Annotated in this window: 17 protein-coding genes; 13 read left to right on the forward strand and 4 right to left on the reverse strand. The window is 46.4% G+C overall.

What is annotated here, in order from left to right:
* Positions 1 to 13: 13 nt before the first annotated feature.
* On the reverse strand, positions 14 to 796 hold the full coding sequence (locus CLIN57ABFB40_RS14315; RefSeq protein WP_175630721.1) for a head GIN domain-containing protein: 783 nt from the start codon (positions 794 to 796) through the stop codon (positions 14 to 16).
* A gap of 129 nt (positions 797 to 925) precedes the next feature.
* On the opposite strand from CLIN57ABFB40_RS14315, the gene CLIN57ABFB40_RS14320 reads away from it, so the two are divergent.
* Positions 926 to 1,627: a SprT family zinc-dependent metalloprotease gene (locus CLIN57ABFB40_RS14320; protein ID WP_175630722.1), complete on the forward strand. Its 702-nt coding sequence runs from the start codon at positions 926 to 928 to the stop codon at positions 1,625 to 1,627.
* Between the two features lie 39 nt (positions 1,628 to 1,666).
* On the opposite strand, the gene CLIN57ABFB40_RS14325 is transcribed toward CLIN57ABFB40_RS14320, so the two are convergent.
* A complete protein-coding gene (locus tag CLIN57ABFB40_RS14325; protein ID WP_175630723.1) occupies positions 1,667 to 2,062 on the reverse strand; it encodes a hypothetical protein in 396 nt (131 codons plus the stop codon).
* A gap of 172 nt (positions 2,063 to 2,234) precedes the next feature.
* Between CLIN57ABFB40_RS14325 and rimP the strand changes: the two genes are divergently transcribed.
* The 9 genes from rimP (at position 2,235) to CLIN57ABFB40_RS14370 (ending at position 13,337) form a co-directional block, all read left to right on the forward strand.
* Complete coding sequence (gene rimP, locus CLIN57ABFB40_RS14330; protein ID WP_175630724.1) at positions 2,235 to 2,702, forward strand: ribosome assembly cofactor RimP; 468 nt, start codon at positions 2,235 to 2,237, stop codon at positions 2,700 to 2,702.
* 2 nt (positions 2,703 to 2,704) lie between these two features.
* Positions 2,705 to 4,018 (forward strand): transcription termination factor NusA, encoded by a 1,314-nt coding sequence (gene nusA, locus CLIN57ABFB40_RS14335; RefSeq protein WP_175630725.1) that lies wholly within the window; start codon positions 2,705 to 2,707, stop codon positions 4,016 to 4,018.
* 54 nt (positions 4,019 to 4,072) lie between these two features.
* A complete protein-coding gene (infB, locus tag CLIN57ABFB40_RS14340; RefSeq protein ID WP_175630726.1) occupies positions 4,073 to 7,201 on the forward strand; it encodes a translation initiation factor IF-2 in 3,129 nt (1,042 codons plus the stop codon).
* A gap of 112 nt (positions 7,202 to 7,313) precedes the next feature.
* Positions 7,314 to 7,844 (forward strand): CvpA family protein, encoded by a 531-nt coding sequence (locus tag CLIN57ABFB40_RS14345; protein ID WP_175630727.1) that lies wholly within the window; start codon positions 7,314 to 7,316, stop codon positions 7,842 to 7,844.
* Entirely contained in the window at positions 7,822 to 9,276 is a 1,455-nt protein-coding gene (sufB, locus tag CLIN57ABFB40_RS14350; RefSeq protein ID WP_175630728.1) for a Fe-S cluster assembly protein SufB, read from the forward strand. Before CLIN57ABFB40_RS14345 ends, sufB begins: the two co-directional genes overlap by 23 nt.
* Before the next feature lie 100 nt (positions 9,277 to 9,376).
* On the forward strand, positions 9,377 to 10,129 hold the full coding sequence (gene sufC, locus CLIN57ABFB40_RS14355) for a Fe-S cluster assembly ATPase SufC (RefSeq protein ID WP_024986010.1): 753 nt from the start codon (positions 9,377 to 9,379) through the stop codon (positions 10,127 to 10,129).
* A 28-nt stretch (positions 10,130 to 10,157) separates the two neighbouring features.
* Positions 10,158 to 11,501 (forward strand): Fe-S cluster assembly protein SufD, encoded by a 1,344-nt coding sequence (gene sufD, locus CLIN57ABFB40_RS14360; RefSeq protein ID WP_175630729.1) that lies wholly within the window; start codon positions 10,158 to 10,160, stop codon positions 11,499 to 11,501.
* Between the two features lie 30 nt (positions 11,502 to 11,531).
* The gene (locus CLIN57ABFB40_RS14365) at positions 11,532 to 12,743 is read left to right on the forward strand and encodes an aminotransferase class V-fold PLP-dependent enzyme (protein ID WP_175630730.1); all 1,212 of its coding nucleotides are present in this window, start codon (positions 11,532 to 11,534) and stop codon (positions 12,741 to 12,743) included.
* A gap of 270 nt (positions 12,744 to 13,013) precedes the next feature.
* Positions 13,014 to 13,337 carry a heavy metal-binding domain-containing protein gene (locus CLIN57ABFB40_RS14370; protein WP_175630731.1) on the forward strand — a complete coding sequence of 108 codons (324 nt, stop codon included), beginning with the start codon at positions 13,014 to 13,016 and terminating at the stop codon, positions 13,335 to 13,337.
* A 76-nt stretch (positions 13,338 to 13,413) separates the two neighbouring features.
* Here the strand turns inward: CLIN57ABFB40_RS14370 and CLIN57ABFB40_RS14375 are convergent, their stop codons facing one another.
* Both CLIN57ABFB40_RS14375 and CLIN57ABFB40_RS14380 read right to left on the reverse strand, forming a co-directional pair.
* The gene (locus CLIN57ABFB40_RS14375) at positions 13,414 to 15,603 is read right to left on the reverse strand and encodes an alpha-galactosidase (protein WP_175630732.1); all 2,190 of its coding nucleotides are present in this window, start codon (positions 15,601 to 15,603) and stop codon (positions 13,414 to 13,416) included.
* An 80-nt stretch (positions 15,604 to 15,683) separates the two neighbouring features.
* The gene (locus CLIN57ABFB40_RS14380; protein ID WP_175630733.1) at positions 15,684 to 18,053 is read right to left on the reverse strand and encodes a TonB-dependent receptor; all 2,370 of its coding nucleotides are present in this window, start codon (positions 18,051 to 18,053) and stop codon (positions 15,684 to 15,686) included.
* 243 nt (positions 18,054 to 18,296) lie between these two features.
* Between CLIN57ABFB40_RS14380 and CLIN57ABFB40_RS14385 the strand changes: the two genes are divergently transcribed.
* The 3 genes from CLIN57ABFB40_RS14385 to CLIN57ABFB40_RS14395 all read left to right on the forward strand — a co-directional run bounded on the left by CLIN57ABFB40_RS14385 (position 18,297) and on the right by CLIN57ABFB40_RS14395 (position 24,841).
* Entirely contained in the window at positions 18,297 to 21,188 is a 2,892-nt protein-coding gene (locus tag CLIN57ABFB40_RS14385; RefSeq protein WP_175630734.1) for a two-component regulator propeller domain-containing protein, read from the forward strand.
* A 732-nt stretch (positions 21,189 to 21,920) separates the two neighbouring features.
* A complete protein-coding gene (locus CLIN57ABFB40_RS14390; protein WP_175630735.1) occupies positions 21,921 to 24,125 on the forward strand; it encodes a sodium-translocating pyrophosphatase in 2,205 nt (734 codons plus the stop codon).
* Positions 24,126 to 24,238: 113 nt separating this feature from the next.
* A complete protein-coding gene (locus CLIN57ABFB40_RS14395) occupies positions 24,239 to 24,841 on the forward strand; it encodes a ribonuclease HII (protein WP_175630736.1) in 603 nt (200 codons plus the stop codon).
* Positions 24,842 to 24,959 lie beyond the last annotated feature (118 nt).

Raw genomic sequence — 24,959 nt, forward strand, 5'->3', positions numbered from 1 at the left:
TCGAGATGATTGCTTATTTAATCTGCCGTATATTTTTTCGTGGAGCGTCTATTTCTTGAGGATTTCCCCGATAGGCTATATCTCCGCTTCCTGCCACGCGTACTTTCAGTTTTCCAGTGACGTAGCAACTGATGCTGCCGGAACCGGCTGTACTGGCCGATACATTTTCCGATTTCAGGTTGCCGGCTCCAATATTCCCCGACCCTGCAATCTTATATTCGGCATTGAGAGTTTTACCACTCAGACCGATATCTCCGGAACCGGCAATACTGGCAATGCATTCTTTGCTTTCTATTTGCTGAAGCTTCACGTCTCCCGAGCCATTGATGGAAACAGTCATTCTCCGGCATTTGAACTTTTCGCCTTTAATGTCTCCCGAACCGTTGATGCTGAGAGATATATCTTCTTTGGTCTGTATGCCATTGGCTAAGCGTATGTCTCCTGAACCGTTAATTGTTAATTTATTCAGTTCTGGTGAGAATACTTTAATTTCCAGTTTACCTTTCCAAATAGTGATGTTCTTTTTATACTTTATAATAAGTGTATTGCCGTCGACATAAGTCTCTAAGAGTGGAATGATATTGTCGGAACCATAAATCTCTATGTAATTTTGCGAACCTTGATGATACGTGACATTTGCACTACTCGATAACTTAACCTCGTTGAACTGTCCGACTTCTACTTTTTTAGTGATATAGTTTTTGCTGCCGGTCACGTGTTTTCCCTGTAAGCAGGAGCCTGCGGTTAGTATTAGGAACAATCCTGTTGTAAATAAGACTAATAAACTTGTTTTCATAATTTTGAATTTCTATGGTGTTATATGGGTTAGACGGTTGATGTTTTTAAAAAGTTGCATCTTGGATAAGATTTTCTAGGTACAATCTTCTTTTTTATTACTTTTGTGGTGGTAGTTAGGATATTTAAGATGAAGGAAGCAATCATAGAAGATGAAGAATTAGGACGATTAGTGGTGCGTGTTAATCTGCGTGCTAAAAGCCTTGTTTTTCGTACCAAGAGCGATGCCGTATATGTTTCGGTTCCATCCGGGACAACGATGAAAGAAGTAAAACAGGCTATTGAGAATCTACGTGGTAAATTGCTGGCTGCCCGTCAACGATTGAATCGTCCGTTGATTGATTTGAATTATAAGATTGATGCGGAATATTTTAAATTATCTTTAGTGGCTGGGGAGAAAGACCAATTCCTGGCTAACTCCAGATTGGGCTTTATGCAAATCATCTGCCCGCCTACGGCGGACTTTTCCGATGAAAATCTGCAGAATTGGCTGCGTAAAGTCATTGAAGAGTCATTGAGACGGAATGCAAAGAGTATTCTCCCACCTCGTTTGGGCCGTTTGTCAAGGCAATATGGATTATCCTACGCTAATGTGAAAATAAATTCCAGTCAGGGAAGATGGGGGAGTTGTTCGGCAAAGAAGGATATAAATTTATCTTATTACCTCGTCCTGCTCCCTTCTCATTTAATAGACTATGTACTTTTACACGAATTATGTCATACCCGTGAAATGAATCATAGCGAACGCTTTTGGGCTCTGTTGAATCAATTCACGGAAGGAAAAGCGCTCGCTTTGCGGGGAGAACTGAAAAAATATCGTACGGAAATATAAGCAATATAAGGAGTGACCGGTGCTGCCGGACTTTGCCTGTTACTTCGCCAGTTGCTTAATCCCGTCCGCCTCTTTCTCGAATTGATACGTTCCGCCTCTTTCGCTGAGGTCGAAAGTGGATACTAATTCAGTCTTATTATCCACAATCAGTAAGGCGCTTTGTTCGGCGAAACGGCCTACTTCCACAGTATAAGGCTCTTCCGGCATAACTTTATTAACTATAAGGCTGTCATTAACAAACAAAGAGACAGAATCCCCGGCGAATCCTTTCACCAGACTGATAGTATAAGTTTCGATAAAATGTCGCTCTTCCTGCTTCTCCCGTTGCAGGCGCATACTCATGTATACAAAAATAACCACTACGAATATGACTGCAAAAGCCAGGATTCCATTGCCTAGCATAAACTGTTTATTGGTGTTGAGACGGTGTGCCATAGTGCCTGTTTTTTAAATTGCGGTGTAAAGATACGAAGATAAGACTGTTAATTCATACTTTTTTTCTTTAATGTTTTGTAGTCGAACAGATTATTTATATCTTTGCAACCGGAAACGGATGAAAGGTGGAGGGGCAATTAAGCTCCTTTTTTTGTTCTTATATAGTTAATAAATGATAGAAAAGAAAACTGTTTGTCAGATTGTAGAAGAATGGCTGGAAGGAAAAGACTACTTTTTGGTAGAAGTAACCGTAAGCCCGGATGACAAGATTGTGGTCGAAATAGACCATGCAGAAGGCGTTTGGATTGAAGATTGTGTGGAGCTTAGCCGCTACATAGAATCGAAATTGAACCGTGAAGAGGAAGATTATGAACTGGAAGTGGGTTCGGCCGGTATCGGACAGCCCTTTAAAGTGCTGCAACAGTATTACATTCACATCGGACAAGAAGTGGAAGTGATGACAAGAGAAGGACAGAAACTATCGGGCGTTCTGAAAGATGCCGATGAGGAGAAGTTTACAGTGTCCGTACAAAAGAAAGTGAAACTCGAAGGAGCAAAGCGTCCGAAACTGGTAGAAGAGGACGAAACCTTCACTTATGAGCAAATAAAATATACTAAATACTTAATTAGCTTTAAATAGTTATGGCCAAAAAAGAAGAAACAATCAGCTTGATTGATACATTTTCGGAATTTAAGGAACTGAAGAATATCGATAGAACGACGATGGTCAGCGTACTCGAAGAGTCGTTCCGCAGCGTTATCGCGAAAATGTTTGGCACCGATGAAAATTACGACGTAATCGTGAACCCGGACAAGGGTGACTTCGAGATATGGCGTAACCGTGAAGTTGTGGCCGATGAAGATTTGACGAACCCGAACATGCAGATTTCGTTGAGCGAAGCACAGAAAATCGATGCTTCCTACGAAGAGGGCGAAGAGGTGACTGACGAGGTTATCTTTGCGAAATTCGGTCGTCGCGCTATCCTGAATCTCCGCCAGACACTGGCTTCCAAGATTCTGGAACTCGAAAAAGACAGTATTTATAATAAATATATAGATCAGGTAGGTACCATCATCAATGCGGAAGTTTATCAAATCTGGAAAAAGGAAATGTTGCTTCTCGACGATGAAGGAAACGAACTGCTGTTGCCTAAGACCGAACAAATCCCGAGCGACTTCTATCGTAAAGGTGAAACGGCACGCGCAGTAGTTGCCCGCGTGGACAACAAGAACAATAATCCTAAGATTATCTTGTCACGTACTTCTCCCGTTTTCCTGCAACGTCTGTTTGAGATGGAAGTACCCGAAATCAATGATGGATTGATTACCATCAAGAAGATTGCCCGCATCCCCGGCGAACGTGCCAAGATTGCGGTAGAATCTTATGATGACAGAATCGACCCCGTAGGAGCCTGTGTAGGTGTAAAGGGAAGTCGTATTCATGGCATCGTTCGTGAACTGCGCAATGAGAATATCGACGTAATCAATTATACATCGAACATTTCATTGTTTATACAGCGCGCTTTGAGCCCGGCAAAAATTTCTTCTATCCGTCTGAATGAGGAAGAGAAAAAAGCAGAGGTATTCCTCAAACCGGAAGAAGTATCGTTGGCTATCGGTAAAGGCGGTTTGAATATCAAACTGGCCAGTATGTTAACTGAGTACACTATCGACGTGTTCCGTGAGTTGGATGAGAATTTGGCTGATGAGGATATTTATCTCGACGAATTCAGAGACGAAATCGACGGCTGGGTGATTGATGCAATCAAGGCTATCGGTATCGATACGGCAAAAGCTGTGTTGAATGCTCCTCGTGAGATGTTGATTGAAAAAACGGACCTGGAAGAAGAGACAGTGGACGAAGTAATACGCATTTTGAAATCGGAGTTTGAAGAAGAATTGGAACCGGAACATGATCAAGAACACGATCAAGAACCGGAACAAGGACAAGAGTAATCGGTAATTACAATTGAAATTTTCTTCGCTCCATTTATTCATTAAATTTAAAATATGACGATAAGGTTAAACAAAGTTACAAGAGATTTGAACGTAGGAATCGCGACGGTAGTTGAGTTCCTGCAAAAGAAAGGGCATACCGTTGAGGCTAATCCTAATACCAAAATTAGTGAGGAGCAGTACGCTATACTCGTAAAAGAGTTTAGTACAGACAAGAACCTTAGACTTGAATCGGAGCGTTTCATTCAGGAACGTCAGAATAAGGATCGTAATAAGGCGTCGGTGTCGATTGAAGGCTTCGAAAAGCAGGCTGAAAAACCGAAGTCGGAAGATGTGATCAAGACAGTCGTACCTGAGGATTCACGTCCAAAGTTTAAACCTGTCGGAAAGATTGATTTAAATAACTTGAGCGGTCGTAAAACTGATAAAAAAGTAGAAAAAGAACCGGAACAGAAAAAAGAAACTGTAGTAGAACGTCCGGTAGTGGAACGCCCTGCCGTTGAACAGGAGGTGAAGAAAGAACCGGAGGTAAAGAAAGAACCCGAAATGAAGAAGGAAGAGGTGGCAGCACCTGCTCCGGCTCCAGTTCAGGCTGAACCTGTGGTGAAACAACCGGAACCTGCAGCACAACCCAAACCGGCGGAGGTTGAAAAAGTGGAAGAAGTGATTAAAGAAGAGCCGAAGAAGGTAGAAGCACCTGTGAAGGCCGAAGAACATAAAAAAGAAGAAAAGCCTGTGGAAGCAGTAGCAACGGCAGAAGTAGTTTCGGAAGAAAAAAGCACTCCCAAGGAAGACGAGGTATTTAAGATCCGTCAGCCGGAATTGGGCGCAAAGATTAATGTTATCGGTCAGATTGACCTTGCAGCATTGAATCAGTCTACTCGTCCTAAGAAAAAATCGAAGGAAGAGAAACGTCGCGAACGCGAAGAAAAAGATAAAATCCGTCAGGATCAGAAGAAACAGATGAAAGAAGCCATCATCAAGGAAATCCGCAGGGATGATTCTAAGCAGATGAAGGGTGGAGTAAAAGAGAGTGCGGATGCAGCCGCTAAGAAGAAGCGGAATCGTATCAACAAAGAGAAGGTGGACGTTAATAACGTGGCAACTTCCAACTTTGCGGCTCCGAGACCGAATGTGCAAGGTAAAGGTGGTGGCAACGCTAACGGTGGCCAGGGCGGTAATAATCGTGGTGGCAATAACCAAGGCGGAAACAATAACAATAGAAGAAATAACAACAACAATAACAGAGACCGCTTCAAGAAACCGGTTATCAAACAGGAAGTGAGCGAGGAAGACGTAGCTAAGCAGGTAAAAGAAACTCTTGCACGTCTGACAACCAAGGGTAAGAACAAGGCTTCCAAATATCGTAAGGAAAAACGTGAAATGGTTTCCAGCCGTATGCAGGAACTGGAAGATCAGGAAATGGCAGACAGCAAGGTATTGAAGCTGACCGAATTCGTAACGGCTAATGAGTTGGCTACGATGATGGACGTTTCTGTCAACCAGGTTATCGCTACTTGCATGAGCATCGGTATCATGGTTTCTATCAACCAGCGTCTGGATGCGGAAACAATCAATCTGGTGGCCGAAGAATTCGGGTTCAAGACCGAATATGTAAGTGCGGAAGTGGCACAAGCCATCGTTGAAGAGGAAGATGCTCCGGAAGATTTGCAACCGCGCGCTCCGATTGTTACGGTGATGGGACACGTTGACCACGGTAAGACATCTTTACTCGACTATATCCGTAAGGCGAATGTAATTGCCGGTGAGGCCGGAGGTATTACACAGCATATCGGTGCGTACAATGTGAAGTTGGAAGACGGACGCCGTATCACATTCCTCGATACTCCGGGTCATGAGGCGTTTACAGCCATGCGTGCCCGTGGTGCGAAAGTAACGGATATCGCCATCATTATTGTGGCTGCCGATGACAACGTGATGCCGCAGACGAAGGAAGCAATCAACCATGCGATGGCAGCAGGCGTACCTATTGTATTCGCTATCAATAAGGTAGATAAGCCGACTGCAAATCCGGATAAGATTAAAGAAGAACTGGCTGCGATGAATTACCTTGTTGAAGAATGGGGTGGTAAGTATCAGTCACAAGATATCTCAGCCAAGAAAGGTATGGGTGTAGAAGACCTGTTGGAGAAGGTATTGTTGGAAGCCGAAATGCTTGACTTGAAGGCAAACCCGAATCGTAACGCTTCGGGTTCCATCATCGAATCTTCACTGGACAAGGGACGTGGATATGTAGCTACCGTGCTGGTATCTAACGGTACTTTGAAGGTAGGAGACATCGTCTTGGCGGGAACAAGCTACGGACGTGTGAAGGCTATGTTCAACGAGCGTAACCAACGCATCAAGGAGGCAGGTCCTTCCGAACCGGCATTGATTCTGGGACTGAACGGCGCTCCTGCTGCCGGTGACACGTTCCATGTAGTAGAAACAGACCAGGAGGCTCGTGAAATCACCAACAAACGTGAACAGTTGGCTCGTGAACAGGGCTTGCGTACACAGAAGATTCTTACTTTGGATGAGTTGGGACGTCGTATCGCTTTGGGTAACTTCCAGGAATTGAACATCATCGTTAAGGGTGACGTGGACGGTTCTGTCGAAGCATTGAGCGACTCGTTGATTAAGTTGTCTACGGAACAAATCCAGGTAAATGTTATCCATAAGGGTGTAGGAGCAATTTCCGAATCGGATGTTTCTCTGGCTGCCGCTTCGGATGCGATTATCGTCGGATTCCAGGTACGTCCTTCGGGAGCTGCCGGCAAGATGGCTGATCAGGAAGGTGTCGATATCCGCAAGTACTCTGTCATCTACGATGCAATCGAAGAGGTGAAGGCTGCTATGGAAGGTATGTTGGCTCCGGAGTTGAAGGAACAGATTACCGCAACGATCGAAATCCGCGAGGTGTTCAACATCACGAAGGTGGGTCTTGTAGCCGGTGCAATGGTGAAGACAGGAAAGGTGAAACGCAGCGACAAGGCTCGTTTGATTCGCGATGGTATCGTTATCTTTACCGGAAACATCAATGCATTGAAACGTTTCAAGGACGACGTGAAGGAAGTAGGTACAAACTTCGAGTGCGGTATCAGTCTGGTGAACTGCAATGACATGAAGGTAGGCGACATGATTGAGACATTCGAAGAAATTGAAGTGAAACAGACACTGTAATAAAGCAGTGCTGAATCTATATCAGGCACGGGTTACGCGGATTTCACGGTTCTTAATAAATCCGTGAGTTCCGTGAAATCCGTGCCTGAATTATATAATAGAGCAAAGAAATATGGCAACGATTGATATCATCATCCTTATTATAGTAGGTGCGGGGGCGATAGTAGGCTTTATGAAAGGCTTCATTCGCCAGTTGGCTTCCATTCTGGGGTTGATAGTCGGCCTGATGGCAGCGAAAGCTTTGTATGCTTCTTTGGCAGCGAAACTTTGCCCGACAGTGACCGATTCGATGACAGTTGCGCAGGTACTGGCTTTTATTATGATTTGGATTGCCGTACCGTTGATTTTTGTACTGGTTGCTTCATTGCTGACAAGGGCAATGAAAGCAATTTCGCTGAACTGGCTGAACCGTTGGTTGGGAAGCGGGCTTGGGGCACTCAAATTCCTCTTGTTAACAAGTGTGGTGATTGGTGCGATAGAGTTTATAGATGGCGATAATAAGTTAATTAGTGCAACAAAAAAGGAGGAATCTTTGTTATATTATCCGATGGAAACGTTTTCGGGGATATTTTTCCCTGTGGCGAAGAATATGACGCAACAATATATATTAGAGAATAAAGATGCAACAAGAAGAACCCAATAAATATGTAAAGGAACTGACGCAGGAGAAGTACAAATATGGCTTCACCACAGAGGTACATACAGACGTCATTGAGCGTGGACTCAATGAAGATGTGATTCGTTTGATTTCATCGAAAAAGAACGAACCGGAATGGTTGCTGGAGTTCCGCCTGAAGGCGTACCGCCATTGGCTGACGCTGGAGATGCCTACCTGGGCACATCTCCGTATTCCTGAGATTGATTATCAGGCAATTTCCTACTATGCCGACCCGACAAAGAAAAAAGAAGGGCCGAAGAGCATGGAAGAAGTAGACCCTGAGTTGATAAAAACATTTAATAAGTTGGGAATCCCTTTGGAAGAACAGATGGCTCTTAGCGGAATGGCGGTGGATGCTGTGATGGACTCCGTTTCCGTAAAGACCACTTTCAAGGAGACACTGATGGAGAAGGGGATTATTTTCTGCTCGTTCAGCGAAGCAGTGCGGGAACATCCGGATTTGGTGAAGAAATACATGGGGTCGGTAGTAGGCTACCGCGATAATTTCTTTGCTGCGTTGAACTCAGCTGTGTTCTCGGACGGTTCTTTCGTATATATCCCGAAGGGTGTGCGCTGTCCGATGGAGCTTTCTACCTATTTCCGTATCAATGCCCGCAACACGGGACAGTTTGAACGTACGTTGATTGTGGCGGATGATGACTCTTACGTTTCTTACCTGGAAGGTTGTACGGCACCGATGCGTGATGAAAACCAGTTGCATGCCGCTATTGTGGAGATTGTCGTGCACGACCGTGCCGAGGTGAAATACAGCACTGTCCAGAACTGGTATCCGGGTGATGCCGAGGGCAAGGGCGGTGTATATAACTTCGTGACGAAACGTGGCAACTGTAAAGGGGTAGACAGCAAACTGTCCTGGACGCAGGTGGAAACCGGTTCGGCAATTACTTGGAAATATCCTTCCTGCATCCTGACAGGTGATAATTCGACAGCTGAATTCTATTCCGTAGCTGTGACAAACAACTACCAGCAGGCGGATACTGGTACGAAGATGATTCATTTGGGCAAGAATACCCGCAGTACGATTGTAAGTAAGGGAATCTCTGCCGGACATAGCGAGAACTCCTATCGTGGGCTGGTACGTGTAGCGGAAAAAGCGAATAATGCCCGCAATTACAGCCAGTGTGACTCTTTGTTGTTGGGAGACAAGTGCGGTGCGCACACCTTCCCCTATATGGATATTCACAATGAAACGGCGGTAGTGGAGCATGAAGCTACAACGAGCAAGATCAACGAAGATCAGATTTTCTATTGCAACCAGCGCGGTATTCCCACAGAGGATGCCATCGGACTGATTGTGAACGGATATGCGAAAGAAGTATTGAATAAACTTCCGATGGAATTTGCGGTAGAAGCACAGAAACTGCTTGCCATTTCGTTGGAAGGAAGCGTAGGATAAATTAAAAATTGAGAATTAAAAATTAAAAATGAAGAGGCTTGTTTTTGATTTTTAATTCTCAATTCTCAATTCTCAATTCTCAATTTTTAATTTAATAATTATGTTAGAAATAAAAGACCTGCATGCCAGCATTAATGGCAAAGAGATATTGAAAGGCATCAACCTGACGGTGAAGCCCGGCGAAGTACATGCAATTATGGGGCCGAACGGTTCCGGTAAGAGTACGCTTTCTTCCGTCTTGGTAGGGAATCCTGCTTTTGAGGTAACGAAAGGTTCGGTCACTTTTTATGGAAAGAATCTGTTGGAATTGAGTCCCGAAGACCGTAGCCACGAAGGTATTTTCCTTAGTTTCCAGTATCCGGTAGAGATTCCGGGCGTAAGTATGGTCAACTTTATGCGTGCTGCTGTGAACGAGCAACGCAAATATAAAGGTCTGCCCGCGCTCACTGCCAGCGAATTCCTGAAACTGATGCGTGAGAAACGTGCGGTTGTTGAGCTGGATAACAAATTGGCTAACCGTTCGGTAAACGAAGGATTCTCCGGTGGTGAAAAAAAACGGAACGAGATTTTCCAGATGGCAATGCTCGAACCGCGTCTGAGTATTCTTGACGAAACAGACTCCGGTCTGGATATTGACGCGCTTCGCATCGTGGCGGAAGGGGTGAACAAACTAAAGACTCCCGATACAAGCACGATTGTCATCACTCACTACCAACGTCTGCTCGACTATATCAAACCGGATATCGTACATGTACTTTATAAAGGCCGTATCGTGAAAACTGCGGGTCCTGAACTTGCCCTGGAACTGGAAGAGAAAGGATATGATTGGATTAAGAAAGAAGTAGGAGAATAATCCGTGCCTATAAATAAAAATATAAACTATGATAGTTGAACAACAATATATCGAACTTTTCTCACAGACGGAAGCTATGATTTGCAAGCATAGTGCTGAAGTGCTGAACGCTCCTCGCGCTGCTGCCTTTGCCGATTTTGAGCGAATCGGATTCCCGACCCGTAAGATGGAAAAGTATAAATATACGGATGTGAGCAAGTATTTCGAGCCGGACTTCGGCTTGAACCTGAACCGCCTGCCTATTCCGGTCAACCCGTATGAAGTGTTTAAGTGTGACGTTCCGAATATGAGCACGGCTCTTTATTTTGTGGTCAACGACGCATTTTATAATAAGGCACTTCCTAAAGTCCATTTGCCGGAAGGCGTTATCTTCGGCAGTTTGAAAGAGGTGGCCGAACAGCACCCGGACCTGGTGAAGAAATATTACGGCAAACTAGCGGACACGTCCAAAGATGGCGTGACGGCTTTCAATACGACTTTTGCACAAGATGGCGTTATCTTCTATGTGCCGAAGAATGTAATCGTGGAGAAGCCCGTCCAATTAGTGAATATCCTGCGTGCGGACGTTAACTTTATGGTCAACCGCCGCGTGCTGATTATTCTGGAAGACGGTGCGCAAGCCCGTCTGCTGATTTGCGACCATGCGATGGACAATGTGAATTTCCTTGCCACGCAAGTGATTGAAGTTTTTGCCGGAGAAAATACGGTATTTGATATGTATGAGTTGGAAGAAACACATACAAGCACCGTCCGCATCAGCAACCTGTATGTGAAACAGGAAGCCAACAGCAACGTCCTTCTGAATGGCATGACTTTGCACAATGGTACCACCCGCAATACTACCGAAGTCCTGCTGGCAGGCGAGGGCGCTGAAATAAACCTTTGCGGTATGGCGATTGCTGACAAAAACCAGCATGTTGACAATAATACAAGCATCGACCATGCCGTTCCGAATTGCACCAGCAACGAGCTGTTCAAATACGTGCTCGATGACCAGTCGGTAGGCGCGTTTGCCGGACTAGTATTGGTGCGTCCTGACGCCCAGCATACAAACTCCCAACAGACCAACCGGAATCTTTGTGCTACGCGCGATGCCCGTATGTACACGCAACCCCAGTTGGAAATCTATGCCGATGACGTGAAATGTTCGCACGGGGCAACGGTAGGGCAACTCGACGAGAATGCATTGTTTTATATGCGTTCGCGTGGAATCGACGAGAAAGAAGCACGTCTGCTTCTGATGTTTGCATTTGTCAATGAAGTGATTGATACGATTCGTATGGATGTGTTGAAAGACCGTCTGCACTTATTGGTAGAGAAGCGTTTCCGTGGCGAGTTGAACAGATGCCAGGGATGCGCGATTTGTAAATGATAGTCATTAAACTGCTAATAACTGATAAACGTGGATATTCAAAAGATACGTGAGGATTTTCCGATATTGAGCCGTACGGTTTATGGCAAGCCTTTGGTTTATTTCGACAACGGTGCGACGACGCAGAAACCCCGCCTGGTAGTCGATGCATTGGTAGACGAGTATTATTCCGTGAATGCCAATGTGCATCGTGGTGTACATTACCTCTCCCAGCAGGCAACGGAACTGCATGAGGCTTCCCGCGAAACGGTGCGCCGGTTTATCAATGCCAATAGCACGAGTGAAGTCGTATTCACCCGGGGAACGACGGAGAGCATCAACCTGCTCGTCTCCAGCTTTGGCGACGAGTTTATGGAAGAGGGCGATGAAGTCATCCTCTCGGTGATGGAGCACCACAGTAATATCGTCCCCTGGCAACTGCTGGCAGCCCGCAAAGGAATTGCAATCAAAGTGATTCCGATGAATGACAAAGGCGAACTGTTGTTGGACGAATACGAGAAACTCTTCTCGGAACGCACGAAGATTGTCAGTGTAGTCCAGGTTTCCAATGTCTTGGGTACAGTAAATCCCGTGAAGGAAATGATTGCGACAGCCCACGCCCACGGTGTACCTTGCCTGGTTGATGCCGCCCAGTCCATTCCTCACATGAAAGTGGACGTACAGGACTTGGATGCCGACTTCTTGGTATTCTCGGCTCATAAGGTATATGGACCGACCGGTGTCGGCGTACTTTATGGAAAGGAAGAGTGGCTGGACCGCCTGCCACCTTATCAGGGTGGCGGTGAGATGATTCAACATGTCTCTTTTGAGAAAACGACCTTCAATGAACTGCCTTTCAAGTTTGAAGCCGGTACGCCCGATTATATAGGAACCACCGGATTGGCAAAAGCTCTCGACTACGTGAATGGTATCGGTATCGAGCAAATCGCGAAGCACGAACACGAACTGACCACCTATGCCCTGCAACGCCTGAGGGAAATACCTGATATGCGTATATTCGGTGAAGCCGCCGACAGGGGAGCGGTTATCTCTTTCCTGGTAGGCAATATCCATCATTTCGACTTGGGTACTCTGCTCGACCGTTTAGGAATTGCCGTCCGTACGGGGCATCATTGTGCGCAGCCCTTGATGCAACGGCTAGGCATTGAAGGAACTGTCAGGGCCTCATTCGCCATGTATAATACGAAATCGGAAGTTGATGCATTAGTGTCGGGAATCGAACGCGTCAGCCGTATGTTTTAAGATATAAATCGCTGTTCCTGTGAGGAATGGCGATTTTTTTATTCTTTAACTAAAAAAAGATGCCTTCAAGTGCAGTGATTTGAAGTTTCAAGCGTCTAATAGTAAAAAAAGGAATATTCGGAGGGTCGTGAGACTATGCTTATATTATAAATTCTCTCTCTTTAACATTAATGGCAGCTATATCGTAAAAAGTTACGGTATAGCTGCAACTTTTTAGGGGTGTTCCCCGTCTAATAGATAAGCGATTAAATTAAAAAAGAGAAAAAGACCATGTTAGTAACGACAACTCCCATTATTGAGGGAAAACGAATAGTGAAGTATTATGGAATCGTTTCCGGTGAGACAATCATAGGTGCCAACGTATTCCGTGACTTGTTTGCAAGTATCCGTGACATTGTAGGCGGACGTTCCGGTTCTTATGAAGAAGTGCTGCGTATGGCGAAGGATACCGCTTTGAAAGAAATGCAGGCACAAGCAGCCCAATTGGGAGCTAATGCTGTGATAGGTGTTGATTTGGACTACGAGACAGTAGGAGGTAGTGGCAGTATGTTGATGGTGACTGCCAACGGTACAGCCGTAAAGATTGAGGATTAACTGATTGTTATTGTGTGTGAAAAAGAAAGGGGAAGCGCCAGTAAACGGTGAATCCCCTTTTCTACTTTCGTTTCTTTTATTCTGCAGTCAGCTCAATCACACGGCTGAAAGTCTGGTTGGCAGTGAAAGCATGGATGCCCACCTTCATCAGATAGTCGCCGGAATAAGTTTTTCCGTTGGCGTCCAGATTAGATTTCTGGTTCGGCATCAGATTGATTTCTTTCACCTTATATATCTTCTTCGGGTCCAATCCCTGAAGTTTCACCGGAAGCAGTTTTTCGGCATAACGCGGATGAATGTCATAAGTGTAAAGCACGGCCTTGTTCTTATCCGGTGCGGCATACATCACGGACATATGATTGCCGTCATAAGGAGAAACCAGCCTGTATTGGTCACCATCGAGGATTACTTTCTTCAAGCGTGTCCAGTTGACAACTGCGTCCTGGCAATAAGCCAGTTCGTCCGCATTCAGTTCCTTCAGTCCGAGGTCGAAGCCGAGCTTGCACATACTGGCTACGTCGGTACGGAATTTCACGCTTGTCCTCTTGTTCCAGCTGGTCACGTGTGCCGCCATCGCTTTTACGGGGAAGATTTGCGAGAATCCCCATTGGATAAACAGGCGTTCTACCGGGTCGGTATTATCACTGCACCAGAACTCTGTGAAGTATTTCAAAGCCTCATAGTCGCAACGTGCGCCGCCACCGGAGCAAAGCATCATCGGTGTATTTGGATATTTCTCCTTTACACGTTTCAGCACGTTGTATATGCCGCGTACATGGTTGATGTAAAGCTGTCCCTGTTTGTTTTTCAAGTAGGGCGAGTAGATATTGGTGATGGGTGAGTTACAGTCCCACTTGAAATAGGCGACTTCCGGGTTCTCAGTCAGGATATTATCTACCACACCGAAAACGAAATCCTGCACTTTCGGGTTGCTGAGGTCGAGAACCAACTGATTGCGGTAGTAATAAGTTTCACGGTTCGGCAGGGTGATAGCCCAGTCAGGGTGCTTTTCAAAGAGTTCGCTTCGCGGGTTCACCATTTCCGGTTCAATCCAGATACCGAATTTCACTCCGGCTTCTTTGGCCGAATTTACAAGAGCAGGGATACCGCCGGGCAGTTTGGACTTCATCACTTCCCAATCACCCAGTCCGGCATTGTCACTGTTGCGCGGGTGCTTGTTGCCGAACCAGCCGTCATCGAGCAGGAACATATCTACACCGAGATGTCTGGCTTCCTTCATTAGTTCCGAGAGGAGTTGTTCATCGAATTTGAAGTAAGTGTTTTCCCAGTTGTTCAGCAGGGTGAGGCGGTTGCCTTGTCCGTCTTTCAGTTGGTAGTTGCGAGCCCAGGCATGAAAGTTACGGCTGGCTTCGCCCGTACCGTTATTGCTGAAAGTGAACATAAATTCAGGAGTTGTGAATACTTCGTTCGCTTTCAATTCATAATCGGATGCATAAGGGTTGATGGCGGGGATTACACGAAGATTGCCGACGTTGTCCACTTCAAAAGTAAATTGGAAATTTCCTGTCCATCCGATAGTGCCCAGCATCACACGACCTTGTGTTTCCTGTGCCGGTTGTCCCAATCCGAGTTCGAAGAACGGATGCGTGTGCATGGCGGCACGGCTGCCCAACTTCGTATCAATCATTTTCTTTCCGAACTGCAACTGCTGGTTGCTCATTTGAGCTTCTTTTGCCCAGTCGCTGCTGAATTCTGTGAGGAAATAGTTGGCCTCAGAGAAATAAAGCATTGTGGAAGCATAGCGCCACAGCGTGACGGGCTTCTTTTCGTTATGCTTGATTTCGCTCCATGCCTTGATGACATTTTCTTTCGGATAAGCGATGTAGTGTAGAGTAACTTCTACCGGATACTGGTCGTCTTTGAGGTTGATAACCGTTTCCGTTCCACCTGCCACGGCTTTCTGTTCCGAAGATACATAGCGGAGAATTGTACTCGGATTGCCGTCGCTGTGAGTGATAGCCACAGCCGGCTCAAAATAATCCTCGGCGCCGGAACCCGGATATACTTCCCAGCCGCGTGTGGATACGCTTCCGTCACTGCCGCCCTTTACATAAGGAGAAAAATTATTAATGTCTTGCTTGTTCAGTAGTTTGTCACCCAGGTAAGCTTGGTAAAGCCGTCCGTTCGGGGCTACTTGAAGGATTAAATCCGTGTTATCTGTTGAAATCTGGATAACGTTCTTTTCCTGGGCATTTACTTGCGCCAGTGTAAACAAAGCCATTAGTAGCAGAAATAGTTTCTTCATGGTGTTTTGAGTAATAATTATTGGTATTAGTTAGTGGGCATAAAAATGTCCAAAGATAATGATAATTTATGATGTACAAGTTAGAATTTAATGCCGACGTTAAATTCTACGGTAAATGGGCGTAAATAATTTCCACTCATATAATTTCCGGCATATTGGGTAGCTTCCTCTTTGGTTATCAGTTCCGAGCCGTTGATAGTACCACTTGCTCCTTTTTGATTCAGGAAGTTGATGACCGTTGCGCCCAGGGACAAGTGTTTATTTACATTCCAGTTGATGCCCCCGAATGTTTCCCAGCGACCATTGAAGTAAAGGGCTTCCTGAAGATTGGCGTACGTCTTTCCGAAGTAGCGGAAGCTAAGCCAGAGGCGCAGGTCTTTCGTTATATTATAACTGGGGTCGAGTTCGACAAGTACCTGCGGAATCTCCTTGACAATCATCCCATTGGCATTGACGGACATTTCCGAGCCGTCATTAAACGTCACGCTCGCATTATAATTTTTGTAAACAGGCTTCTGATACGTGAACAATGCGTGCAGGTGGAAACCTTTGAATGGGTCTATTTCGGCAGAAGTAGTCCAGCCCAGCGTTTCGATGTTGTAGATTAACAATACGGTCTTCCCCTCTTTCGTTCCCGGTTTGGTCAGGTTCTGCTGGTCGATGTTGTTCGACTTGGATATATAAGTGACCATTGAAGTCAGGTTTATCCAATTGTTCTTGTAGAACAATCCGCCGCGAATCATCGGAATGGTGACACGTTTGTATTGCTCTTCCGTCGGGCCGGTTCCTGCATATTCGTTGATGCGTGGGAAACGCGTGGCTACTGTTCCATCGGCAGTCAGTCCGAATCGTTTCGTCATGTTGTACGTCATGCGGAGCGTGGCGGCGTAGTTCAACTTATCCTTCACCACTTTGTCGGGATGTATATTCCGTTGGGTGGCGATGATATTTCCGGTTTCTTCATCTTTACTGTAAGTCTTGAAGTCGCCGATGTGGAATCCGGGGAAACGGGAAACTGAAATCTGGTCTGCACTCATCCGGTAGTATTCCAAACGACCGCCATAGTAGATGTTGAACTTCGGAGTCATCTGCCAGTTGTCCGTAAAGTAGAGGGCGAGCTTGTTCTCATAGCCTTTGGTATATTCCGGGCTTAATTCATTATAGCCGTATGTCTGCACATGCTTGTCGGCAAGCGTCTGGTCAAGCGGATTCGTTGCGGCGGAATATAGCAATTGCGGGTAATTCTGTACGCTAGCCATCCACTGCATGGAAGAAGAATGGTAATCCAGATGATAATACCACTCGTTCATCCCCAGCCGTAAATCATGGTTGCCGATATTTTTGCTCAATTCGGAAGTGATAAGGAAATTCTTTACCTTACCCACGTGCAACCAGGTGCGGCGCCCTTCCACCAAACCCTCATACGGGTTGCCGTTTTGCAGCGTATAGCTGTCGGCAGCCGTTGCCTCGCTGATAGTACTCCCGCCGAAGTCTACATAGTTGGCACGCGGAGCATCCATGTATTTCATGTTGAACTTCCACAACAAGTCATTCTTGAAACGATAATCGGCAATCAGAGCCACTTCGTTGGCACGGTTCTCACAGCCGTCACCCAAGTTCCATGTTCTCATCTCTCCGTCCCTGATGTCCATGTAGCGGAGAGAACCGCTTTGCGGAACGTATGAGTTTGTCCCTAGCTTGAAACCTTCGATTTCCTTCACCGAACCGTCGCCTGCATAAATAAAAGGAGCGGCATTGGCAAAGTTTCCTGGATTCTCGCTGCGCGAATGTTTGTAGAGCAATGACACCTTCCCACGCCCGTTGTCGAACAGGTGCGTAAGCCCGGCATGGTAGATTTCCGTACGGTCGGCATAATTGGTGAACTTCAAGTCGAAACTCCCCGGGTCGAAATTTTGATAAATGCTTGCTGTATAGATCCATTTCCCACTGATAGCTCCCGACACATTGAAATCAAAGTTCTGCATGCCGAAATGGTTGGTACGGTAGTTCAGGATACCTTGAAAGTCCTTTTGTCCCAATTTGCTGAAAGCATTCACCGAATAAGCGATATTCCCTGTCGTGATAGCCGATTCCGAAGGAGACAACAGTCCCACTTCTCCCAGACTGCTGTCGCTGCGCCAATGGGCGGCCAGCTTGTGCACAGCGGACGAATATACGGCAGGAAGCCCGTTCTCATATACATTAACGTCTTCACTGGGCAGTCCGATTTGGATTTCACGGGGCTTGTTGGCATCGGAAGCGTTCAGCATCACATTGCGTTCTCCTTCTTCTCCCTCTTTTTTAGAAGCAGAAGCAGGAATAGTGTCCTGTTTCATTTCAGTACGGTTCGTCTTTGCCTTTTGGCTTCGGACGTTCTCCGCATTTCCGTTGACCGGGATTAATTGTAGCATGATGGCTACGGCAAGGCAACTGAGAGTAATTTTTTTCATATCTGGTATTAATTTAAAGATTCTGGGAGTTCGCGTTGATTTGTCACATTGATGGAAGCAAAGGTAGGGGACGGGCGGATAAGCGGCTACATACGCTTTTGTCAAGATGTGCAAGAAATGTTTCAATTGTGCGGAAGGGATGCCGTGGTGCGACATTTGTAGTATCCGTTGCAATAAATGTTGCATCCCAGAGATGCTTTTTCGTGTAAAAAAACTATATTTGTCGTCATCTAATATCTATTTATGAACGAGAAACTGCTGCTTTTCCTTCTGTCCGTTTGTTTCTTCCTTCCGGTTTCTTCCGCGACGGGACAGTATAACTTTATTCACGTGAATGGTGCGGACGGACTTTCAAACAGTCATGTCAAGTCTATTATTCAGGATAGTTACGGCTTTGTCTGGCTGGGCACGCGCAACGGGCTGAACCGTTACGACGGCGTTTCTATGCAGGTATATCCTTGCTGTGATGAGGCTACCGGACGGGGAAACCAGGTTATCTCCGCACTTTTTGAAGATGCTCATCGAAGGCTTTGGGTAGGAACGGACGACGGAGTCTACCTTCAAGACCTCGCGACTGGCAAATTTACTTTCTTTGATGTCCGCACGGCGGCAGGCGAACAAATCACGGGCAACTGGATTCAGGACATCGTCGCAGACCGTTCGGGGAATATATGGGTAAACGTCCCCAACCAGGGAGTTTTTCGTTACCATGAAGCCACAGGAAAGTTGTCCCGCTATACCCCTTGTCCGGGAGAAGACAAAAGCAAGGATTTTCCGCAATCCATATGCGTGGACGGAGAAGGCACAGTCTGGATAGGGACATACGGGGCGGGAATCTACCGCTATAACCCTGCGAAAGATACCTATGACGCGGTTGCGAAGGAAGCATTGAAAGGTGATTTTATCTTCACCCTGTGCGATTATGGCGATGAGTTGATTGTTGGAGTGCACGAAGAAGAACTGAAACGGTTCAATAAAAAGACAGGTGAAGTCAGCATTTTTCCGGCACCGGAGATACATCGCAAGATAATCCGTTACGTAATCTGTTTCGGCGACGAGCTTTGGGTAGGAACACAGAATGGCGTATATGTGATTAATGAAAAGCAGAACAGCCTGCAACATATCTCCGCCGATGCAGAAGGAGCGTATGGGCTGGGTGACGCTATCATTGATAAAATCTACCGCGACCGCGAAGGTGGCACATGGATTTGTACACAGTTTGGTGGTGTGAGTTATCTGCCGGTGCGTACCATCGACTTTTCCATTCATCTTCCGGGAAAACCTGGCGCAGTCTGTGGACGTCGTATCAGCGAACTGGCTGAAGGAAAAGACGGGCTTGTATGGATAGGCACGCAGGATGGCGGTGTCTGCTACTTGAATCCTCAAACCGGATTCTTTACCACCGTCCCCGAATCTCCCGACCGTCGGAATGTATTGAGCCTCTTCGCCTCGGATGATTTGGTGGGAGCCGGCTATTTTAAAGGTGGTATTGACTTTATTACTCCCGGTCTTGTCACTCACGGCCTTACCACTCCCGGTGCATCTGCCGTTTCTCCCCTTCCTTCTTTCAACGGACGCGTACAGACACTTTATCCCCAACAACTCGGCATCAGTGAAGGTTCCGTATTTGCCCTTCACCGCGACCGTCAGGGAGTAATCTGGTTGGGCGACGGCTGGAATATCTTCCGTTCTGTCGACGGCGGGCGTACATTCGGGAAAATGAAGCAGTTCGGTTATGCTTTTATGCGCGACATTCTCGAAGATAGGAACGGTACTATCTGGGTAGCGACCATGGGAAACGGAGTATTCCGCTATAATCCGGCAACCGATGAAACGGTCAATTACAGACATCTGCCGGGAGACACCACCTCTATCGGCACCAACGAAGTGACCGGCATATCCGAAGACAGCAAAGGCTTTCTCTGGTTTTCCACAGACAGAGGCGGGCTTTCCCGCTTCAACCCCGAAACGGCTACTTTCCGCACCTATACCGAAGCGGACGGACTGCCCGACAACGTAACTTACAAGGTTGTAGAAGACCAACAACACCGCATCTGGTTCGGAACAGACCGTGGCTTGGTCTGCCTGTATCCCGAAGCCGACAGTTTGCACGTATTTACCCGTAACGACGGTCTGCCAGACAACCAGTTCAACTATAAATCGGCTCTGGTCGCCACCGACGGCACTATTTGGATGGGTACGATAAATGGGCTCGTCTCTTTCAACCCGCATACCATCCGCCGGAATGCTTTTGTACCGCCTGTTTATATCACCCGTATGCGCGTGCAAGATCGTGAGACTCCTTTTTCTTCCGAAGGCGTACACCTGCCTTATCGTTCCAATATCAGTTTTGATTTCGTAGCATTGAGCTACTCTTCGCCGGAAGCTAACCGTTACGCTTATAAAATGGAAGGCATTGATAACGAATGGATTCATACTTCCGACATACATACGGCTTCGGATGCCCAACTCCCGCCGGGAGACTACGTGTTCCGTGTGCGGGGCAGCAATAACGATGGTGTATGGAATCCCGTAGAAGCCACTTTGTCGATACGTATTCTCCCACCTTGGTGGCGTACTGTCTGGGCGTACCTTATTTATATCATTCTATTATCCGGCAGCTTTGTATTTACTCTCCGTACTTACCGCCGCCGTGAAGTGCAGAAGATTCGCGAACAGCAGTTATTGGCGGAACTGGCGCGCGAACGGGAAGCGCATCGTACCCACGAACTGTTCTTGAACCAAATCACTTACGGAGCCTGTACCCCGCAAGGGGATACCATGACTCGTGCCGACGAACAATTGATGTCGCAACTGATAGCCAAAGTGCGTGAGAACCTTGCAGATACCAATTATAATGTGGAAGCATTGGCGGCTGCCATGAATATGTCCCGTTCCAGCCTGCACCGGAAGATTAAGTCGCTGACCGATCTTTCTTCGCTCGACTTTATCCGTGTCATCCGCTTGAAGCGTGCAGCGGAGTTGTTGCAGGAAGGCGAACTGCGTATCAATGAAATCTGCGACAGGGTAGGATTCCAGTCACCTTCATACTTTGCCAAGATATTCCAGAAGCAGTTCGGCGTGACTCCTACGGAATTTATATCCAGAAACCGACAAAGGACGGAAGATAAATAACTGTCATTGACTATCGAGTCTTATTTTCGTATGATTCTGAATGAATTCATTCTCGTGCGGGGATGAATCAAAGCAGTACTGAATTAAGCCGAGCCATGTACTTGACTTACTCAAGTCTCCTATATCATTTCATTGAGTGTAGTACTTGTTGCAGTCAAGTCTCCTACTTGTTACAGCTAAATCTTCTACCAAATATAAAAAGTGAAAAACCGCCTTCAGCTTTCAGTTCTTCAAAAAAGTCCCTTTTCATCGGTGTTTTTGGCTGAAGTCACTCCTGAATGCAAAAGTGTATAACTTAACCACGTGCCACCCACTTTTGTCCGGGTGATGAATCTATATCCCCCGCATGGTGGGCATATAGATCCAGTACGGTGAGTATATATACCTACCACGGTGAATATATAGCTCTATTGTCAAGTCTGAAAAAGCTGAATGCGCTGAAAGCACTCCCCCCTGGCTACAACCTATTCTCGCAGGGGGTATTTTTTCCGCTTTCAGCCGCTATCCCCTTCTGCCAAGTCGTTTGCGAATAAAACTGAAACGGCTGAAAGCGGATTATAGCATAAAAATTCAGTAAGAGAGTTTTAGCTAGTTTAGATACAGATAATTGGAGATTTGACTCATTTCCGCACAAAAATGAACATTATTCTATCAGAATTTTTCTTTCTTACTTGCTTTTGTCGTTTGATTTCCATAATTTTAGCCACCGTAAACCCTTTAAAAATTAATCCTATGGATAGCATTCTTTTCTGGCTGGTTCCGGTTGCTTCCGTGTTGGCCCTCTGCTTTGCTTATTACTTCCATAAGCAAATGATGAAGGAGAGTGAAGGTACTCCCCAAATGATAAAAATTGCCGCTGCCGTGCGCAAAGGCGCTATGTCTTACCTGAAGCAGCAATACAAGATTGTAGGCTGGGTATTCCTGGGACTGGTAATTTTGTTCTCAATTATGGCTTATGGCTTTCACGTTCAGAATGCATGGGTTCCCATCGCTTTCCTGACAGGTGGTTTCTTCTCCGGTCTTTCCGGTTTCCTTGGGATGAAAACGGCAACTTATGCATCGGCGCGTACCGCCAATGCCGCGCGCAACTCGTTGAACTCAGGATTGAGAATCGCTTTCCGAAGCGGTGCGGTGATGGGCCTTGTCGTAGTTGGCCTTGGTTTGCTCGATATTTCTTTCTGGTACTTGTTGCTGAATGCAGTGATTCCTGCCGACGCGCTCACGCCTACTCATAAACTCTGCGTGATTACCACTACAATGCTTACTTTCGGTATGGGAGCTTCCACACAGGCGCTTTTTGCCCGTGTCGGTGGTGGTATCTATACAAAGGCTGCCGATGTCGGAGCCGACCTGGTGGGTAAGGTGGAAGCCGGAATCCCCGAGGACGACCCGCGCAATCCTGCCACTATTGCCGACAATGTAGGTGATAACGTCGGTGACGTAGCCGGTATGGGAGCCGATTTATATGAATCTTACTGTGGTTCTATCCTGGCAACCGCTGCCTTGGGTGCTGCCGCCTTTATCCATTCTGCCAATACGGTGATGCAGTTCAAAGCTGTTATTGCTCCGATGCTGATTGCGGCAGTGGGCATAATCCTTTCTATTATAGGTATATTCGCTGTCCGTACCAAGGAGAATGCGAAGATGAAAGACTTGTTGGGCTCGTTGGCATTCGGAACGAATCTTAGTTCCGTGCTCATCGTTATAGCTACCTTCCTTATATTGTGGCTCTTGAAACTCGATAACTGGGCGCTGATTTCTTGTGCCGTGGTAGTCGGCCTGCTGGTCGGCATTGTCATCGGACGTTCTACGGAGTATTATACTTCCCAGTCTTATCGCCCCACTCAGAAACTGAGTGAAAGCGGCAAGACCGGCCCTGCCACGGTGATTATCTCCGGTATCGGACTGGGTATGCTTTCTACGGCTATCCCTGTGATTGCCGTAGTCGTAGGTATCATCGCTTCTTATTTGTTGGCTTCCGGCGGCGACTTTGCCAATGTCGGAATGGGATTGTACGGAATCGGTATTGCCGCTGTCGGCATGCTTTCTACATTAGGAATCACATTGGCAACAGATGCCTACGGTCCGATTGCCGATAATGCAGGTGGTAATGCGGAAATGGCAGGCTTGGGGGCTGAAGTCCGCAAACGTACCGACGCGCTCGACTCATTGGGTAATACAACCGCTGCCACAGGAAAAGGTTTTGCAATCGGTTCTGCCGCACTGACCGGTCTGGCTTTGTTGGCATCTTATATTGAGGAAATCCGAATCGGTCTGACCCGTCTCGGAAGCGTGGACTTGACTTACTCGGATGGAAGCCCTTTCAACGTAGCGAATGCGACATTTATCGACTTCATGAACTATTATGAAGTGAACCTGATGAACCCGAAAGTGCTTTCGGGCATGTTCCTCGGTTCGATGATGGCTTTCCTGTTCTGTGGGCTGACAATGAATGCGGTAGGACGTGCCGCAGGACATATGGTGGACGAAGTACGTCGCCAGTTCCGTGAAATAAAAGGCATCCTGACGGGAGAAGCCGAACCGGATTACGAACGCTGTGTCGCCATCTCTACAAAAGGGGCACAAAGGGAAATGGTCGTTCCCTCTCTGGTTGCTATCATTGCTCCTATCCTTACCGGGCTCGTCTTTGGTGTTCCCGGTGTGCTCGGTCTGTTGATTGGTGGTCTGAGCAGTGGTTTCGTATTGGCTATCTTCATGGCTAATGTCGGCGGTGCATGGGATAACGCAAAGAAATATGTGGAAGAAGGCAACTTCGGTGGCAAAGGCAGCGAAGTTCATAAAGCAACCGTGGTAGGCGACACGGTAGGCGACCCGTTCAAAGATACATCCGGCCCCAGCTTGAATATTCTGATAAAACTGATGAGCATGGTAGCCATTGTGATGGCAGGGCTCACTGTTGCCTGGAGCTTGTTCTAAAAAAAAGTAAGAAATAACCAAGAAAAAGGAGACGGAAAACGAGTCTCCTTTTTTTATTTCCTTTACCTTTGTGCTTGAATAAAAATAAGTTGTACTGAATAAAAACGATAAAGATGCTATTACCTTATTTGAATGAGAATCTGATTGAAGCGGGATGTGATGAGGCAGGTCGTGGTTGTCTGGCAGGTGCGGTCTATGCTGCTGCCGTGATTCTTCCGAAGGACTTTAAGAATGAGTTGTTGAATGACTCCAAGCAACTGACGGAAAAACAACGCTATGCATTGCGTGAGGTGATAGAAAAGGAAGCAATAGCCTGGGCGGTTGGTGTCGTTTCGCCGGAAGAGATAGATGAGATAAATATCCTGCGTGCTTCTTTCCTGGCCATGCACCGTGCTGTCGACCAACTGACTACCCGTCCGCAGCATCTGCTAATTGATGGCAATCGTTTCAATAAATACCCCGATATTCCTCATACCACGGTAATAAAGGGAGATGGAAAATATCTTTCAATAGCCGCCGCATCTATTTTGGCCAAAACTTATAGAGACGACTATATGAATCGTCTTCACGAAGAATATCCATCTTACGATTGGAACCGTAATAAAGGCTATCCAACGAAGAAACACCGTGCTGCCATTGCCGAACGTGGGACAACTCCTTATCATCGTTTAACATTTAATCTGTTAGGAGACGGGCAACTTTCTTTAGGTTTCTAGTGCTATTTGTTTTCTTTGAACTTATATTTTCTACATTTTTTTGCAGAATAAGCACGATTTTGTTACATATAACCCTGATTTTGTTCTGTTTGGGATGAAAAAGTGTTGTTTAGTGCTT

Origin of the sequence: Bacteroides acidifaciens (assembly GCF_903181435.1) — a bacterium.
Lineage (GTDB): Bacteria > Bacteroidota > Bacteroidia > Bacteroidales > Bacteroidaceae > Bacteroides.

Coding starts and splice junctions, on each gene's coding strand:
- CLIN57ABFB40_RS14320 (WP_175630722.1), top strand. CDS start 926: ATGAAGGAAGCAATCATAGAAGATGAAGAATTAGGACGATTAGTGGTG.
- CLIN57ABFB40_RS14345 (WP_175630727.1), top strand. CDS start 7,314: ATGGCAACGATTGATATCATCATCCTTATTATAGTAGGTGCGGGGGCG.
- sufD (WP_175630729.1), top strand. CDS start 10,158: ATGATAGTTGAACAACAATATATCGAACTTTTCTCACAGACGGAAGCT.
- rimP (WP_175630724.1), top strand. CDS start 2,235: ATGATAGAAAAGAAAACTGTTTGTCAGATTGTAGAAGAATGGCTGGAA.
- nusA (WP_175630725.1), top strand. CDS start 2,705: ATGGCCAAAAAAGAAGAAACAATCAGCTTGATTGATACATTTTCGGAA.
- CLIN57ABFB40_RS14385 (WP_175630734.1), top strand. CDS start 18,297: ATGAACGAGAAACTGCTGCTTTTCCTTCTGTCCGTTTGTTTCTTCCTT.
- CLIN57ABFB40_RS14380 (WP_175630733.1), bottom strand. CDS start 18,053: ATGAAAAAAATTACTCTCAGTTGCCTTGCCGTAGCCATCATGCTACAA.
- CLIN57ABFB40_RS14325 (WP_175630723.1), bottom strand. CDS start 2,062: ATGGCACACCGTCTCAACACCAATAAACAGTTTATGCTAGGCAATGGA.
- sufC (WP_024986010.1), top strand. CDS start 9,377: ATGTTAGAAATAAAAGACCTGCATGCCAGCATTAATGGCAAAGAGATA.
- CLIN57ABFB40_RS14390 (WP_175630735.1), top strand. CDS start 21,921: ATGGATAGCATTCTTTTCTGGCTGGTTCCGGTTGCTTCCGTGTTGGCC.
- infB (WP_175630726.1), top strand. CDS start 4,073: ATGACGATAAGGTTAAACAAAGTTACAAGAGATTTGAACGTAGGAATC.
- sufB (WP_175630728.1), top strand. CDS start 7,822: ATGCAACAAGAAGAACCCAATAAATATGTAAAGGAACTGACGCAGGAG.
- CLIN57ABFB40_RS14375 (WP_175630732.1), bottom strand. CDS start 15,603: ATGAAGAAACTATTTCTGCTACTAATGGCTTTGTTTACACTGGCGCAA.
- CLIN57ABFB40_RS14395 (WP_175630736.1), top strand. CDS start 24,239: ATGCTATTACCTTATTTGAATGAGAATCTGATTGAAGCGGGATGTGAT.
- CLIN57ABFB40_RS14315 (WP_175630721.1), bottom strand. CDS start 796: ATGAAAACAAGTTTATTAGTCTTATTTACAACAGGATTGTTCCTAATA.
- CLIN57ABFB40_RS14370 (WP_175630731.1), top strand. CDS start 13,014: ATGTTAGTAACGACAACTCCCATTATTGAGGGAAAACGAATAGTGAAG.